This is a genomic window from Cronobacter condimenti 1330 (assembly GCF_001277255.1).
GTDB classification, from domain to species: Bacteria; Pseudomonadota; Gammaproteobacteria; order Enterobacterales; family Enterobacteriaceae; genus Cronobacter; species Cronobacter condimenti.
This window is the reverse complement of sequence record NZ_CP012264.1, coordinates 3,570,526-3,585,225: the sequence shown is the minus strand read 5'-3', so window position 1 is coordinate 3,585,225 and position 14,700 is coordinate 3,570,526. Positions and strand designations below refer to the sequence as shown.

Below are 14,700 nucleotides of genomic sequence, written 5' to 3'. Positions count from 1 at the left end.
GGCGCTGAGGTCGCGCATTCCCTCTACACCAGCGGCGGGTAATGGCCGTTAACCTCGCCGCATGGCGCCCGCTACTGCGCTAAAAACAGTTCCAGCAGCGAGTTCAGAAACAGCTTGCCGTGCTCGGTTATCTGCCAGTATTCAGGTGATTCCACCAGATAATTCATTGCGATAGCTTCATCCAGCTGTGCGCGGACCGCCGTCTCTTCAAGCCCGGTATAACGGTGAAATTCGGCGCGTGGCGCGGGCTCCAGCAGACGAAAGCGGTTCATGAAAAACTCGAACGGCTTATCCTGCGTCTCGACGTCGTGCTGCTTATCCAGATAGCTACCGGTCATATAGCCGCGTGGGTGACGGGTTTTGGCGGTACGTACAATGCGTCCGTCCGGGAACGTCACCTTGCCGTGGGCGCCACAGCCGATGCCGAGATAATCCCCGAAGCGCCAGTAATTCAGGTTGTGCTGACATTGATAGCCCGGTTTGGCATAGGCCGAGGTTTCATACTGCTCATAGCCCGCAGCGGTGAGCAGCTCATGTCCTTGCTCAAAGATATCCCACAGCGCGTCGTCGTCCGGAAGCACCGGCGGGCGCGAGCCAAACAGCGTATTTGGCTCGATAGTCAGCTGATACCACGACAGGTGCGGTGGGTTCAGCGCAATCGCCTGGCGCAAATCATCCAGCGCTTCTTCGAGCGACTGATCCGGTAAGCCGTGCATCAAATCCAGGTTAAAACTGCGAAGCCCAAGGCCGCTTGCCAGGCGTGCCGCGCGCTTTGCTTCTTCCGGCCCATGAATACGGCCAAGACGGTTAAGCTTAGGCTCGCTAAAACTCTGCACGCCGATAGAAATACGGTTCACGCCCGCGCGCTGGTACTCCACGAAGCGGTCAGCTTCCACGGTGCCGGGGTTCGCTTCCATGGTGATTTCCGCATCCGCCGCAAGGTTCAGGCGCGCGCGTACACCGTCCAGCAGCGTTTGCATCGCGGGGCCGGAAAGCAGACTTGGTGTACCGCCGCCGATGAAAATCGTCTTTACCTCGCGGCCCTGCGCCCACGGTGCGTCGTTATCCAGATCGCTTAACAGATGCTGAACATAATCGTCGTGCGGCACTTCTCCCTTCAGCGCGTGCGAGTTGAAGTCGCAATAGGGGCACTTCTGCACGCACCAGGGGATGTGGATATACAAACTTAAGGGTGGCAAATCAGCCATTACGCATTGCTTCCAGTAATAATTTCAGCGCCTGCCCGCGGTGGGAAATCGCACTTTTCTCTTCACGCGTCAGCTCGGCGGCGGTTTTGCCCACCGAAGGGACAAAGAAAATCGGGTCGTAGCCAAAGCCGCCCTGGCCTGCGGGCGCGCGGGTAATCATGCCCGGCCAGGCACCGTGAAAGACCAGCGGCGTCGGGTCTTCGGCGTGACGCAAATAGACCAGCACGCAGTGAAACTGCGCCTGGCGTTGCGCATCCGGCACGTCTTTTAACGCCTCCAGCAGCTTTTCCAGGTTCTCCTGATCGCTTGCGTCAGCCCCTGCGTAGCGTGCGGAATAGATGCCCGGCGCGCCGCCAAGTGCGTCGACCGCAAGACCCGAGTCGTCGGCAATAGCGGCAAGCCCGGTGATCTGCGCGGCGTGGCGTGCTTTCAGGATGGCATTTTCGATAAACGTCAGCCCGGTTTCGTCGGCAGAGTCGACGCCAAGCTCGGTCTGCGCCACGATATCCAGCCCAAACTCGCGTAGCAATGAGGCGAGTTCACGCACTTTACCGGCATTGCCGGTCGCGAGGACAACTTTCTGCATAGCTCAATCCTGTAATTAATCGGTGATAGCCGCAACTTCCGTTGGGATCTGTTGGGGTTCGATGATTTTGACTTGCTTGTGACGGCCCAGTTCGCCTTTTTCAATCACTACCTGGCTTTTCGCCACGCGAAATTGTTTCGCGAGATATTTCACCAGATGGGCGTTCGCCTGGCCGTCAACTGGCGGGGCGGTAATGGCGACTTTCAGTTCGTCGCCATGTAACCCGATAATGCTGTCGCGGCTGGCTTTGGGCTGGATATACAGCCGCAACACCAGCCCGTCGACGGTTTTACTCACGGCACTCACAGCAGATACCAGAGCCTCGGGAAGAGATCCATGCCGAGATAGTTCAGCAAATAAAGCGCAAGGATCACGCCCATCGCGGAAAAATCGATGCCGCCCATCGCCGGAAGAACACGGCGAATTGGGGCCATCAGCGGCTCGGTAAGCTGGATCAGCACAAACTCAATCGGGCTGCGGCCCTGGCTTACCCAGCTCATCAGCGATCGGATAATAATGACCCAGAAAACCAGAAAACCGGCTGATTTCAAAATCGAGAGCAGACCAACGACCAGGTTAAACGGATCAAGCGACAGACCGCCTGACTGAATTAACATCAGCAGCGGGAATTTCAGTGTCGAGAGAATAAACGCCACCAGCAGCGATGAAGTGTCGATAGGCCCGATCGACGGAATAATACGGCGCAGCGGGCTTATCACCGGCTGGGTAAACTTCACCACCGTCTGGGCGAGCGGGTTATAGAAATCGCAGCGAGCCCACTGCATCCAGATGCGCAGCAACAGCACCATTACATACAGTTCGATCACGGTTTTGACCAGGAAAGTCAACGTCAGCATGGCATTCCTCAGAAGTTATTGTTGAGCGGTGCGGGCATAATCGCGCGCGCCGAAAATCGCAGTACCAATGCGCACCATCGTGCTGCCTGCGGCGATGGCGGCTTCCATATCATCGCTCATGCCGAGCGAAAGCGTATCTACCGTCGGGTAGCGTGTTTTGAGCGCGGCGAAAGCGGCCGCCATCTCGCACGCCACGGCAAACTGACGCGCGTACTCTTTTTCCGGCGCCGGAATGGCCGTCAGCCCGCGCAAACGCAGACGCGGCAGCGCCGCCACCTCCGCTACCAGCGCGTCCAGTTCGCTTAACGCAATGCCGGATTTGCTCTGTTCGTCGCTGATATTAACCTGAATCAGCACGTTGAGCGGCGCCATCGTCTCAGGGCGCTGCTCGTTGAGCCGGGTTGCGATGCGCAGTCTGTCCACCGTATGACACCAGTCAAAATGCCCGGCCACCAGACGGCTTTTGTTGGACTGCAACGGACCGATAAAGTGCCACGTCAACCCGTCGATGCCCGCGTCGCGGAAATGCTGGATCTTGTCCACTCCCTCCTGCACATAGTTTTCGCCGAACTCACGCTGCCCGGCGGCGATAGCTTCTGCTATCGCGCTCGCAGGTTTTGTTTTGCTCACTGCAAGCAGCGTAACTTCTTCTGGAGCCCGGCCGCAGCGTTGTGCCGCCGCTGAGATCTTGTGCCGAACCTGCGCTAAGTTGCGTTCTGTCTCACTCATGATTAGGGAAGCTATATGGAAATGGATGAATTGGTGGCGCTTAGTGTAAAGCATAACGTTTCGGATCTACACCTGTGTAGCGACCTGCCGGCGCGCTGGCGCAAGCAGGGGCGGCTGGAGCCACTTTCTGAGACCGTACCGAAGCCGGAAAATCTGCTGGCGCGCTGGCTGGATGATGCTCACCAGCGCGAGCTCGCCGAACGCGGGCAGACGGATTTCGCGGTAAGTCTTGCGGGCGGGGTAAGGCTGCGCGGCAATGCGTTTCGCCAGATGCAGGGCATATCGCTGGTGTTGCGCCTGCTGCCGCGTGGCTGCCCACGGCTGGAGACGCTTGGCGTACCGCCGGCGGTGCCGGGCCTGCTCGCGATGCCGGACGGGCTGTTGCTTGTTACCGGCGCGACCGGCAGCGGTAAATCCACGACGCTTGCGGCAATGGTCGGTCATCTCAACGAGACGCTGGATGGCCATATTCTGACGCTCGAAGATCCCGTTGAGTTTTGCCATCAACCGGCGCGCTGTCTTATCCAGCAGCGAGAGATAGGCACCCATTGTCAAAATTTCAGCGACGGTCTGCGTGGGGCGCTGCGTGAAGATCCCGATGTCATTCTGCTAGGTGAGTTACGCGACAGTGAAACGATTAGGCTTGCGCTCACCGCGGCGGAAACCGGTCATCTTGTCATGGCGACGCTGCACACGCGCGGCGCGGCGCAGGCGGTGGAACGTCTGGTGGATGTGTTCCCGGCCGATGAACAGAACAAAGTGCGCAGCCAGCTTGCAGGCAGCCTGAAAGCGGTGTTGGCGCAGAAACTGGTGGCGGACGCGCAGGGTGGCAGAACGGCGTTGCACGAGCTGTTAATTAACACGCCTGCGGTGGCAAACCTCATCCGCGAAGGAAAGACGCACCAGTTGCCAGGCCTGATGGAAACCGGCCAGCAGCACGGTATGCAGACGTTCGCGCAGAGCGTGGCGATGCGCATTAACGAAGGCAGGCTGTCGCTGCAAAAGGACGCCAGCGCTGGCCACTGGTGCTAGCGTACATGAAGCGCGTAAAGCGCGGGCAGGCCGCCTGCGGTGCGGATTATCTCAAGCCGGATAACGCTTACCGGGCTTTGCGCATCAAGGCGATGCTCGCAGACCGAATGATGGTTATCAGTGACTTCCGCGAGCAATGTGTTATCGATCCAGAGTCGGTAATGCGTGACGCAGTGGGGCGTGACGGCGCAGGCATGCCCCATCTGGACGGTTTCCATCGCATTATCGAAGTCGTTATCGAAGATCAGCGTCAACGCGTTGAGTGTTTGCGGTTGCGGCCATTGCCACTCGACCGTCGGTTGCGGGTCGTCCTGCGCGGGTGCCCAGGCGTTCGTCTGCTGTTCGGGGCGCAGGCCGCCGTTGAGCAGGTTTTCAGGCGGGTAACAGGGCAGCGGCGTGGCGAGGCGCAGAGCAGGCATTATCTGGTGCGGACGACGGCGCGGCAGCCAGAAATCGAACTCATCGACGCCGAAATCGCCTTCGGCTATTTGACGCGAACGTTTGGCAACGCGCGCGTTCAGGCTGTTGAACACCATCATGATGCCCGGCAGATGCTGCGCGCTCAGCGCCATCTCCACGGCATCGCAGCGCTCGAAAACGATAAACACGTAGCTGTCCGCTTCGGCGGTGTGGCGCAGAGTAATGGGGTAGGGCGCTTCGCCGTGCACCTCCAGCTCGCAGCTATCCAGTACGCGCTCCGGCGTATAGTTGCCGGGTTTAATACTTGTCATCAGCTCGACGTTCAGGCGCTGCGGCGTTTCAGCGCGCAACGTAAAATGCATCACAGGCAGCGATTGGCCTGCCCGCAGCGGCAACAACAATGCGGTGCGAGCGCCAAGTGGTTCCCATTCGCCGTTAGGCGGCAGTTCAGCGAGCTGGTATTCGCTGCTGACACTAATCGTTGCGCCACGTACCGGGTCGTTCAGCCGCTGGCGCGGAATATAACAGCCTGTCGCCTGCAAATGCTGTTGCAGCGCGCCGATGCGCTCGCGCTCCGCCAGCTGGCGGGGAATCGCCCCCTGACGGTGGCAGAGCGCTGCCGCGCGGCCCACGACCTCGCCAAGCAGCCCGCACGTGCACATCACGCGGGCGCTGCCGAAGGCGACATGCGAAGCGGAGATAAGCCGCCCCGTCAGGAACAGATTATCCAGCGAGCAGCTGTAGAAGCAGCGCCAGGGAATGGTGTACGTGCCTTTGCTGTGAAACTGGCGGCAACCGTCGTGCGTGCTGTAAACGCCGTCTGCCGGGTGAAGATCAATAGACCAGCCGCCGTAGCCCACGGCGTCGTAGTGATCGCGCTGTTCGATAATATCTTGCTGGCAGAGCAGGTGATCGCCCATGAATCGACGGCTTTCGCGCTTGCCGGGGATCGTGCCGACCCACTCGATAGTCAGGTTATCCGCGTCAGGGAATTGCCCGGAGTTCTTAATGTGATCCCACACGCCCCAGACGATTTTCCACAGTTCCCATTTGATCTCTTCACTCTGATGCACGGTGTCGAGACGTCCTCCCCATTCGAGCCACCAGAGATCGCAGCCGTTCAGGGTCGAGGTGAGGCGCTGATAGCGCGGAATCGCGGTGATGTCTTTAAGCGCGAACGAGGGGGGAACAAAGCGTACCGGGTCGCGGGTCTGTTTGGTGTAAAAATAGATAGAGTGCCCAAGCTTATGGCCGAAGCTGTCGCCCGGTGCCATCTTTTCACCCAGCTCTGCAGGCTCCTCGGCACCGACGCGAAATTCCGCGCCAGCCAGATAGCCGAGCACGCCATCGCCAGTGGCGTCGCAAAACTGCGTGGCGGTGATGACGTAAAACGTCTCGTTGATCGCGTTAAAACCGCGCACGCGCTCAATACGGCGATCGCGACTTACGACGTCAAACAGGGCGGTGTTAAGCAGCAATGTCAGTCCCGGCTGGGCACGGGCAAGATCCAGCAGGACCAGATCAAACATCACCGGATTGCCCTCTTTGTTACGCCAGAGGTTTTCTTCCAGAATCTCGCCCATAATACCGCCTTCGCGCGCCCAGCGGTTATTGTTACCCATGTGCGATGTCGCGCCGTTGGCCCACAGCCGGACTTCACTTGATGCATTACCGCCGAGCACCGGTCGGTCCTGTACCAGAATCACCTGCAACCCATCGCGGGCCGCTGCCAGCGCGGCGCACAAACCGGCAAGCCCGCCGCCTGCCACCAGCAGGTCGGCATGGAGATGCTCCTCAGGAAACGTCCGGTCGGCGCTGCGGGGAAAGATGTTCATAAACTTGTATCCTTCTTAACTGGCATTACACTCATCACATTGCCATGCAACGGAACTTCGCTATGTCCTCACAACCCAACCAGAGTCTGATCGATGGGATCCGCTGCCTGCAGTATTTGGTCTCAAGCGATCGAGCCATCGGTTGTCGTGAATTGTCCCGATTGATGGGCATCAACACCACGCGCGTCAACCGTCTGCTGATGACGATGGCCTCCATCGGCCTCACCATGCAGGACGAGCAGCGTCGTTATCTGCCCGGCCCCGGCATTCATGCCCTGGCCGCGCAGGCAATCCGCGGCTCCGCACTCTTTTCCCATGCCCTCCCGCAACTTGAGCAGCACGCTCCGAAGGACGTGGTCGTGGCGCTCGGCGTGCTCTGGGAAGATCAAATCATCTACATCTATCACTCCACCCCTGGTAGCCAGATGAGCCAGGCGCTGGCCGGGTTTCGCATGTTGCCCGCCTGGCAGTCGGTCATCGGCATGGCGCTGCTGGCAGCGGAGAGCGACGAGGCCCTGGAAGCGCGCTTCACGCCTGAGCAGTGGGCCCAACTGGCGCCCCATGTCGCCCAACAGCGTGAGCGAGGCGAAGTGGTCTGGCGTCATGACGACGGTGAAGTGTCGATGGCAAAACCGCTCGGTATTCACAGCGCGGCGGTGGCGCTGGCCGGTATGTGGAATATCAGCATGCCTGAAATTCACACCCGTCTTGAGCAACTCAACGAGCTGGCCGCGCGGCTTATAAAAACAGACTAATATTCGCCTGTATGTTTCTTTTATAGAAACGATTGTTCAGGCGGGCAAAGTTTGTACGAAAGAAATGTGATCCGTGATGGATTCACAGGCAGCAAGACGGGAATTAAGAAAGGAATGAGAAGGATAAGCGGAGCGCAGCGTCAGGCGACGCTGCGCGGGCTTTTTAGCCATGTTGCTCGAAGTAGCTTTCCAGAATGACGACCGCTGAGGCGGAATCCACGCTGCCTTTGTCGAGCGCGCGAAAACCGCCGCGCTCAAAGAGCCCTGCGCGGGCTTCAACCGTACTGAGGCGTTCGTCGTGCAGCGTCACATGAATGCCGAAGCGGCCATGCAGCCGGTTGGCGAACGTGCGTGCGCGCGCCGTCAGCGGCTGTTCGGTGCCATCCATATTGAGTGGAAGGCCAACAATCACATCGTCTGGCTGCCACTCTTTCAGCAACCGTTCAATGAGCGTCCAGTCCGGGTTGCCGTTTTGCGCTTTGAGTGCGGTAAGCGGACGGGCGGTTGCCGTCACGCGCTGCCCGATCGCCACGCCGATACTTTTAGTGCCAAAATCGAAGGCCAGTAGCGTGCCGCTCATTACGCGTGCCCCGCTTCGCCTGGCATCGTGTGGATGTCGATGCCGATAAGCTTCGCGGCCTCGCGCCAGCGGTCGGCAATAGGCGTGCGAAAAAGAATATTCAGATCCGCAGGCGCTGTAAGCCAGGCGTTTTCCAGGATCTCTTCCTCAAGCTGGCCTTTCTCCCATGAGGAGTAACCGAGTGCGACAAGTACCTCAGGCGGCTGCTCGGCAGTGCCTAATGTTTCCAGCACGTCGCGGGAGGTTGTGATCACCGTGTTGTCAGAAATACGGATGCTGGAAGAAAAGCTGTCCGGCGGCGTGTGCAGGATAAACCCGCGATCTTCAGCCAGCGGGCCGCCGAGAAACACGGGCTTATCGAGGCGAATCGCCGGGTCACGCGGTTCCGGCGTGATTTTCAGTTTCTGAAGTACCCCTTCTACCTGCAGATTTTCCAGAGGCTTGTTAATGATAATGCCCATTGCCCCTTCGTCGTTGTATTCGCAGATATACACCACGGAACGGCGGAACAGCGGGTCCTGGAGGGCCGGCATGGCAATGAGAAAATGATGCTGTAAATTCATCGTCAAAGGTTCTGTAGTCCTGGTTGGAAAATCGGCAGATTCAGTATGCGGGGAAAGTCACGAACTGTCACCCCCGGTGGGGTAACGGGCGGGAGCGAACCCGCCCTCAGGGGTTACTTCGCGAGGCGTTTTTCGATGGCGTCCATCAGCATGCCGGTAATGGATACCGGATACTGCGCCTCGATTTCACGCACGCAGGTAGGGCTGGTGACGTTAATTTCGGTCAGTTTGTCGCCGATAATATCAAGGCCAACAAAAATCAGGCCTTTCGCTTTCAGCGTCGGCCCGACGCGGCGGGCAATCTCCCAGTCGCTCTCAGACAGCGGACGTGGCTCGCCGCGACCGCCTGCCGCGAGATTGCCGCGAGTTTCGCCACCCTGTGGAATACGCGCAAGGCAGTATGGCACCGGCTCGCCGTCAACCACCAGTACGCGTTTGTCGCCATCCTTGATGGCAGGCAGGTAGTTCTGCGCCATGCAGTAGCGGCTGCCAAGCACGGTCAGGGTTTCGGCGATAACCGACAGGTTCGGATCGCCTTCTTTCACGCGGAAGATAGACGCACCGCCCATGCCATCAAGCGGTTTTAAGATGATATCGCCATGTTTTTCCCAGAAGGCTTTCAGCTGCGCTTTGTTACGCGTCACCAGGGTATGCGGCGTGAGATCCGCAAACCACGCGGTGAACAGCTTCTCGTTACAGTCGCGCAGGCTCTGCGGCTTGTTGACGATAAGCGTGCCTTTCTCTTCAGCGCGCTCAAGGATGTACGTGGCGTAGATAAATTCGGTGTCGAACGGGGGATCTTTACGCATCAGCACCACGTCGAGATCGGCCAGCGCAATGTCCTGCTCGGTGCCGAACGCATACCATTTATCGTAGTTCTGCTCGACGCTGACGAGGCGTGTGCGGGCGCGGCCTTCCCCGTTATTCAGGTAGAGATCCGCCATCTCCATATAGTGGAGTTCATAACCGCGGCGCTGGGCTTCCAGCAACATGGCGAAGCTGGAGTCTTTTTTGATATTGATGCTTGCGATGGGGTCCATCACGATGCCGAGCTTGATCATTATTTTTCTCCTTTAGCCCAGATCGCCAAAGCGCACCTGAAGTGCGGTGATGGCGGTGAGCGCAGTGGTCTCTGTGCGCAAAACGCGTGGTCCTAACAGGATATCAGTAAACTGATAACGTGCAGTCATGGCAATTTCATCGGCGGAGAGTCCGCCTTCCGGGCCGATAAGCAGACGTACGCGCTCAACGGGCTGAGGCAGGGTATTGATGCTGTGCGCAGCACGCGGATGAAGATTGAGCTTCAGGCCACTGTCAGGCTCCGCGCACCAGGCCTCCAGATCCATCGCCGGGCGGATTTCCGGCACGACGTTGCGCCCGCACTGCTCGCAGGCGGCGATAGCGATTTTCTGCCACTGCTGTTGTTTTTTATTGAGTCGCTCTTCATCAAGCTTTACGCCGCAGCGTTCGGAAAAGAGCGGGGTTATCACGCTAACGCCCAGTTCAATCGACTTCTGAATGGTAAATTCCATTTTCTCGCCGCGCGACATCACCTGGCCCAGATGTAAAAAGAGCGGCGACTCGCGGTTCGCCTCTTCACTGCTCAGTACCGTGACCAGCACGCTTTTTTTACTCGCCTGCGTGATTTCAGCGGCAAACACCTGATTGCTGCCATCGAACAGTTGCAGCGCCTGGCCTGCGTTCATACGCAGTACGCGGCCAACATGATTGGCGGCGTCTTCATCAAGGGCGATTTCACGCCCGACGACGAGCGGCTCGGGGTGATAGATGCGGGGAATTCGCATGGGCTTCTTCCGGTAAAAGGGGCTTGCGGCATCGCGCGGCAAGCCCTGCGTTAACAATTGCCCGGTAGTGTAGGTTAGCGGTTTTGCCCCTGGCAAGCCTGCTGTACGTAGGGGTTATGGTTGCCCTGTACCTTGGCGATGCGTGCGTCGCGGGTACATTCCCACGCCGTCACCGGATAGAGCTTGTTCCAGGCTTCAAAAAGCTGCGTCTGGGCGCGAGACAGGTTGAGCTGATATTTATCGCGCATATAGAAATACGTGCGGGCAATAGCGCCGCGGGCGCGGGCAGGCGGTTCGGCCTGTTTATTTTTGAAGTCAACTTTCATTTCGCACTGGCCGTACTGACCTTCACCGCCGCGCCACTGGCTGTAGAGGAAATTGCCGCGGTCGCCGTTGACCTCACCGACGGCGGGTTGCAGGTTATGAAGATCGGTTTCCATTTCGCGGTAGACCGGATCTTTACTGCAGTTTTTACGCCCACCTTCCTGCCAGCACTGGCGCTGGTGGCCGAACTGCCAGGCGGGCACCACATGTTCCCACTCGATGCGCGAGGCGCGGTTTTCGCTTTTACGTACCTGATAGCCGCAGGCTTTAAGATCGGGAATACCCTTTTTACCCTGCCAGGTAATGGGGCAGCCGCAATAGAAATCGCCTGGGGCGTCAGCGTTGATTTTCACGCCGGCGGCTTTGGCCTGGCTGAAACTATTGATACCGGCCGCCAGCGCAGCAGGTGCGGTGAAAGCGAGGCACAGCGCCGCCGCCAGTGTAATTTTGCGAGACATCTTCCAGTTCCTTGTCCGAAGGTGTTCGCAACGTAACGAAGGAGGGAGCCGGAAGCAATCGGTTATTGCCAGAAATTTCCTGAAAGCGTCAGCTTTCTGCGACCAGCGTCTCGCCGCAGCGCACACAGCGATACTGGGTTTCGCCACGCATGACGCGGTTATGGCGGCGGACGGTCAACTGATGCTGCTGGCAACGGCAGCGGTAGGGGAAGGTATTGGCGCGCACTGAATCAAGTTCAAACTGGTGCGTGCGGCGTGCCGGGACGCCAAGCACGCTCTCCATCATCCATTTCCACTCTTTGCCGTGCGGTGGTACGCGGCCAAAATGTTTCCAGACCAGCAGATGGGCCAGTTCATGAGGAACCACCTCATCGATAAACGCCTGCTGATTTTCCATCAGCAATACCGGATTTAAGCGAATTTCATAGTTTTCAAGCCAGGCTGTACCCGCTGCGGTGCCGCGCTGCTGGTAAACAAGCTTCGGCTCCGGATAGTTACGCCCAAGCTTCTGATTGGCGCGCGCGAGCGCGTCGCGCAGGCTGCGCATCATGGCCTGTTGAAGGGCAATAGGGAGACGTGGGGTTTTCATGGCGAAAAGCATAGCCTTTCGCTCCGTTGATAACAATCCTTGCCGTTATTCGTCTTATTGTTATTTCAGTCATACAAATACAACATTCGTCATATTTCGATTTATTCCCACCGTGCCGTGTAATAACAGACGTTATTGGCAGCCATCCTTTTATTATATTGCGCAGAGAATCACAGAATGGATCCGTAAGCGTGCATTAAATGGGACGCTGCTGAGTGGCTCTTAAATCAGTACGCCAAAGTAAGTGTTTTTCATAAAGCTATTTCCTGCATCGCGTAATGCAGGCAGGAAGATATTGCTATTTATCAGACGCACGTTTAGCGCCTGATGCGATGAACATGTTAAAGGAACCCTGATGATGAAAAAAGGATGGTTATTCGCGTTGTCTCTTCTTTCCTCCTGTCCGTCGTATGCGCAGGACGAATATTTATCAGACTGGTGGCATCAGAGTATAAATGTGATTGGGCGTTACCATACGCGTTTTGGTCCAATATTAACCAACGATCTCTATCCGGAATATACGGCTTTCGGGAAAAAAGACTGGTTTGATTTTTATGGCTACGTCGATATTCCCAAATTTTTTGGCGTCGGTAACCCGCCTGACCACGGCGCCTGGGATGATGGCTCACCTGTCTTTACTGAAATCGAGCCGCGCTTTTCACTCGATAAGCTAATGGACGTCTCGCTGGCGTTTGGCCCGTTTAAAGAGTGGTATTTCGCCAATAACTATATTTACGATATGGGCGATAACAGAGCCTCCCGACAAAGTACGTGGTATATGGGGCTGGGAACGGATATTGATACCGGATCGCCGGTATCATTAGCGTTGGATATTTATGCTAAATATCAGTGGCAGAATTATGCGGCCGCGAATGAAAATGAATGGGATGGTTATCGCTTTAAGGTGAAATACAATGTCCCGATTACCCGGATTTTCGGCGCGCAGTTTTCTTATGTCGGCTTTACTAATTTTGATTTTGGCTCAGAGCTTGGCGACAGGGATAAATCACGCACAAACGATTCCATTGCCTCCACGCATATTCTGGCGCTGACCTGGGCACACTGGAAAACCTCCGTCACGGCGCGTTATTTCCATAATGGCGGACAGTGGAAAGATAATGCCAAACTGAATTTTGGTGACGGCGATTTCTATGTAAAGGCGACAGGGTGGGCCGGCTATTTTACGGTGGGATATGCGTTTTAAGCACCAGTCTCAAAAGAAAAAGGGATGCCAGGCATCCCTTTTTTATCGTATCCGGCGAACTTAGTCGTTTGAACCGATATCGCGCAGTTTGCGGCCTTTCATCAGGTTACGCTCAATGTGCTCCAGCGACACGTGCTTGGTTTCTGGCACAAGCCAGATAGTCAGCACGATGAAGAACAGGTTGAGACCGGCGTAGACCCAGAAAGTCGGCGCGTTGCCCAGCGTGTTGAGCATCGTCAGGAACGTCGCGCCCACAATCATGTTCGCAATCCAGTTGGTCGCGGTAGAGAGGGTGATACCGAAATCGCGGCCTTTCAGCGGCTGGATTTCTGAGCACAGTACCCAAATCAGCGGACCGGCGCTCATGGCGAAACCGATGATGAACATCAGCAGCATCGCGACAGCGAAGTACTGGCCTGCCGGGCTGTCGATGCCCATATGCAGCATCGTACCGAGAATACCCATACCGGTTGCCATGACGACGAAGCCCAGAATGAGCGTCGGTTTACGGCCCCAGCGATCCACCAGGCCGATGGCGATAAAGGTCGCGAGAACGTTGGTCAGGCCAACAATCACGGTGCCCCACATCTGCTCGGTGGTGTTGGAATAGCCTGCCAGCTCGAAGATTTTCGGCGCGTAATACATGATGACGTTCATGCCGGTGAACTGCTGCATTACCTGCAACAAGATGCCGAGGAACACGGCGCGACGGAAGTTGCTGTTGTCTTTAAACAGCGCCCAGCCGCTTTGTTTCACCTTCAGGCTTTCGCGGATCTCTTCAAGCTCGCGTTTTGCTTCTGCGCTGGAATCACGCAGCTTCAGCAAGACACGCTCGGCATCGTGAAAACGACGCTTCGCGGCGAACCAGCGCGGACTGTCCGGCAGAAAAAAGACGCCGACAAGCAGCAGAAGCGCCGGAATGGTGATGACGCCAAGCATCCAGCGCCAGGCGCCACTGTAGCTGAACGCGGTATCAGAAAGATACGCCCCCAGGATCCCGATGGTGATCATCAACTGATACATGGAGATCATGCTGCCGCGGATCTTCTCCGGCGCAATTTCGGAAAGGTAAAGCGGCGCGGTATAAGAGGCGATACCCACCGCTAGGCCCAGCAGCACGCGGGAGATAATCAGCACTTCCGCATTCGGCGCGAACGCCGAGCAGAGGGAGCCGATAACAAACAGTATCGAGCCAATCATCAGGCTGTATTTACGTCCGAGACGTGAAGAGAGCCAGCCGCTGCCGACCGCGCCGACCGCAGCGCCGAACATCATGGAGCTGACCACCCATTCCTGCTGGTGGGGGGTGATATTGAAATCTTCAGTGATGAAGGGCAGCGCGCCCGCAATCACGCCGATGTCCAGGCCGAAAAGAAGTCCCGCCAGGGCCGCGAGAAAACAGACGAAGAACGTCATGGCCTTGTTTGAACGCCCCTGTTTTTTATTGTCAGGCATACTGCCCTCCAGTTGGGTTATTGGTTTTATCGTCGTAAAGGGTAAGTTAGCGTAACGTAAAAATATGTGATATCAGTCACGTGCGTGTAATCGGTTACACTATTGTCAGCTTGCGTAAATCACTTAACCCGTTTTTTATCAGTTAATTAGTGTAGACAGAAACGAAGCGGCGGGAAGAAATTCAGACTAAGCTGAAGTGGAATGTAACAAGATGCAGAATAGCCATTTGCATAAAGACAATTCTGAAAAACTGGCTGTTTTCCTGCTCATGTAATCGGTTTCATTGTTCTTCGATCAGCA

General features: G+C 56.9%; 16 protein-coding genes. 3 read left to right on the top strand and 13 right to left on the bottom strand.

Annotated elements, in window-relative coordinates; genetic code table 11:
* Positions 1–71 precede the first annotated feature (71 nt).
* The 5 genes from hemW to AFK62_RS16320 are packed head-to-tail and all read right to left on the bottom strand — an operon-like array spanning position 72 to position 3,380.
* The gene (hemW, locus tag AFK62_RS16340) at positions 72–1,208 is read right to left on the bottom strand and encodes a radical SAM family heme chaperone HemW (RefSeq protein WP_007669302.1); all 1,137 of its coding nucleotides are present in this window, start codon (positions 1,206–1,208) and stop codon (positions 72–74) included.
* On the bottom strand, positions 1,201–1,794 hold the full coding sequence (locus tag AFK62_RS16335; protein WP_007669300.1) for an XTP/dITP diphosphatase: 594 nt from the start codon (positions 1,792–1,794) through the stop codon (positions 1,201–1,203). Before AFK62_RS16335 ends, hemW begins: the two co-directional genes overlap by 8 nt.
* Positions 1,795–1,809: 15 nt before the next feature.
* Positions 1,810–2,100, bottom strand: coding sequence for a DUF167 family protein YggU (yggU, locus tag AFK62_RS16330; RefSeq protein ID WP_007669297.1), 291 nt, complete (start codon positions 2,098–2,100; stop codon positions 1,810–1,812).
* The gene (locus tag AFK62_RS16325; protein ID WP_007669295.1) at positions 2,097–2,651 is read right to left on the bottom strand and encodes a YggT family protein; all 555 of its coding nucleotides are present in this window, start codon (positions 2,649–2,651) and stop codon (positions 2,097–2,099) included. Before AFK62_RS16325 ends, yggU begins: the two co-directional genes overlap by 4 nt.
* 15 nt (positions 2,652–2,666) lie before the next feature.
* Entirely contained in the window at positions 2,667–3,380 is a 714-nt protein-coding gene (locus tag AFK62_RS16320) for a YggS family pyridoxal phosphate-dependent enzyme (RefSeq protein ID WP_032984212.1), read from the bottom strand.
* A 15-nt stretch (positions 3,381–3,395) separates the two neighbouring features.
* On the opposite strand from AFK62_RS16320, the gene AFK62_RS16315 reads away from it, so the two are divergent.
* Positions 3,396–4,412 (top strand): type IV pilus twitching motility protein PilT, encoded by a 1,017-nt coding sequence (locus AFK62_RS16315; RefSeq protein WP_007669278.1) that lies wholly within the window; start codon positions 3,396–3,398, stop codon positions 4,410–4,412.
* Here the strand turns inward: AFK62_RS16315 and AFK62_RS16310 are convergent.
* Entirely contained in the window at positions 4,409–6,667 is a 2,259-nt protein-coding gene (locus AFK62_RS16310; RefSeq protein WP_007669275.1) for an FAD-dependent oxidoreductase, read from the bottom strand. The two genes, AFK62_RS16315 and AFK62_RS16310, sit on opposite strands and share 4 nt — an antisense overlap.
* Positions 6,668–6,729: 62 nt before the next feature.
* Here AFK62_RS16310 and AFK62_RS16305 point away from each other — a divergent pair, with 62 nt between their 5' ends.
* Positions 6,730–7,422, top strand: coding sequence for an IclR family transcriptional regulator (locus tag AFK62_RS16305; protein WP_032984210.1), 693 nt, complete (start codon positions 6,730–6,732; stop codon positions 7,420–7,422).
* Between the two features lie 163 nt (positions 7,423–7,585).
* On the opposite strand, the gene ruvX is transcribed toward AFK62_RS16305, so the two are convergent.
* From ruvX to AFK62_RS16275, 6 genes are all read right to left on the bottom strand, one after another.
* Entirely contained in the window at positions 7,586–8,002 is a 417-nt protein-coding gene (gene ruvX / locus AFK62_RS16300) for a Holliday junction resolvase RuvX (protein ID WP_007669266.1), read from the bottom strand.
* Complete coding sequence (locus tag AFK62_RS16295) at positions 8,002–8,565, bottom strand: YqgE/AlgH family protein (RefSeq protein WP_032984208.1); 564 nt, start codon at positions 8,563–8,565, stop codon at positions 8,002–8,004. The genes ruvX and AFK62_RS16295 overlap by 1 nt, the downstream gene beginning before the upstream one ends.
* A 113-nt stretch (positions 8,566–8,678) precedes the next feature.
* Positions 8,679–9,626, bottom strand: coding sequence for a glutathione synthase (gene gshB / locus AFK62_RS16290; RefSeq protein ID WP_007669262.1), 948 nt, complete (start codon positions 9,624–9,626; stop codon positions 8,679–8,681).
* A gap of 12 nt (positions 9,627–9,638) precedes the next feature.
* Positions 9,639–10,370 carry a 16S rRNA (uracil(1498)-N(3))-methyltransferase gene (gene rsmE, locus AFK62_RS16285; protein ID WP_007669250.1) on the bottom strand — a complete coding sequence of 244 codons (732 nt, stop codon included), beginning with the start codon at positions 10,368–10,370 and terminating at the stop codon, positions 9,639–9,641.
* Positions 10,371–10,444: 74 nt separating this feature from the next.
* Complete coding sequence (gene endA, locus AFK62_RS16280; RefSeq protein WP_007669246.1) at positions 10,445–11,152, bottom strand: deoxyribonuclease I; 708 nt, start codon at positions 11,150–11,152, stop codon at positions 10,445–10,447.
* 88 nt (positions 11,153–11,240) lie between these two features.
* The gene (locus tag AFK62_RS16275) at positions 11,241–11,741 is read right to left on the bottom strand and encodes a SprT family zinc-dependent metalloprotease (protein WP_032984224.1); all 501 of its coding nucleotides are present in this window, start codon (positions 11,739–11,741) and stop codon (positions 11,241–11,243) included.
* Between the two features lie 358 nt (positions 11,742–12,099).
* Between AFK62_RS16275 and AFK62_RS16270 the strand changes: the two genes are divergently transcribed.
* Complete coding sequence (locus AFK62_RS16270; protein WP_053532123.1) at positions 12,100–12,945, top strand: nucleoside-specific channel-forming protein Tsx; 846 nt, start codon at positions 12,100–12,102, stop codon at positions 12,943–12,945.
* A gap of 60 nt (positions 12,946–13,005) precedes the next feature.
* Here AFK62_RS16270 and AFK62_RS16265 read toward each other — a convergent pair whose 3' ends face one another.
* Positions 13,006–14,400, bottom strand: a complete 1,395-nt coding sequence (locus AFK62_RS16265; protein WP_007669238.1) for a sugar porter family MFS transporter — start codon at positions 14,398–14,400, stop codon at positions 13,006–13,008.
* Between the last annotated feature and the right edge of the window lie 300 nt (positions 14,401–14,700).

Excerpts from the sequence above, each read along its gene's own strand:
- AFK62_RS16265 (WP_007669238.1), bottom strand. The coding sequence starts at position 14,400 with ATGCCTGACAATAAAAAACAGGGGCGTTCAAACAAGGCCATGACGTTC.
- endA (WP_007669246.1), bottom strand. The coding sequence starts at position 11,152 with ATGTCTCGCAAAATTACACTGGCGGCGGCGCTGTGCCTCGCTTTCACC.
- AFK62_RS16320 (WP_032984212.1), bottom strand. The coding sequence starts at position 3,380 with ATGAGTGAGACAGAACGCAACTTAGCGCAGGTTCGGCACAAGATCTCA.
- AFK62_RS16310 (WP_007669275.1), bottom strand. The coding sequence starts at position 6,667 with ATGAACATCTTTCCCCGCAGCGCCGACCGGACGTTTCCTGAGGAGCAT.
- ruvX (WP_007669266.1), bottom strand. The coding sequence starts at position 8,002 with ATGAGCGGCACGCTACTGGCCTTCGATTTTGGCACTAAAAGTATCGGC.
- AFK62_RS16275 (WP_032984224.1), bottom strand. The coding sequence starts at position 11,741 with ATGAAAACCCCACGTCTCCCTATTGCCCTTCAACAGGCCATGATGCGC.
- AFK62_RS16270 (WP_053532123.1), top strand. The coding sequence starts at position 12,100 with ATGAAAAAAGGATGGTTATTCGCGTTGTCTCTTCTTTCCTCCTGTCCG.
- gshB (WP_007669262.1), bottom strand. The coding sequence starts at position 9,626 with ATGATCAAGCTCGGCATCGTGATGGACCCCATCGCAAGCATCAATATC.
- rsmE (WP_007669250.1), bottom strand. The coding sequence starts at position 10,370 with ATGCGAATTCCCCGCATCTATCACCCCGAGCCGCTCGTCGTCGGGCGT.
- hemW (WP_007669302.1), bottom strand. The coding sequence starts at position 1,208 with ATGGCTGATTTGCCACCCTTAAGTTTGTATATCCACATCCCCTGGTGC.
- AFK62_RS16295 (WP_032984208.1), bottom strand. The coding sequence starts at position 8,565 with ATGAATTTACAGCATCATTTTCTCATTGCCATGCCGGCCCTCCAGGAC.
- AFK62_RS16305 (WP_032984210.1), top strand. The coding sequence starts at position 6,730 with ATGTCCTCACAACCCAACCAGAGTCTGATCGATGGGATCCGCTGCCTG.
- AFK62_RS16335 (WP_007669300.1), bottom strand. The coding sequence starts at position 1,794 with ATGCAGAAAGTTGTCCTCGCGACCGGCAATGCCGGTAAAGTGCGTGAA.
- AFK62_RS16315 (WP_007669278.1), top strand. The coding sequence starts at position 3,396 with ATGGAAATGGATGAATTGGTGGCGCTTAGTGTAAAGCATAACGTTTCG.
- AFK62_RS16325 (WP_007669295.1), bottom strand. The coding sequence starts at position 2,651 with ATGCTGACGTTGACTTTCCTGGTCAAAACCGTGATCGAACTGTATGTA.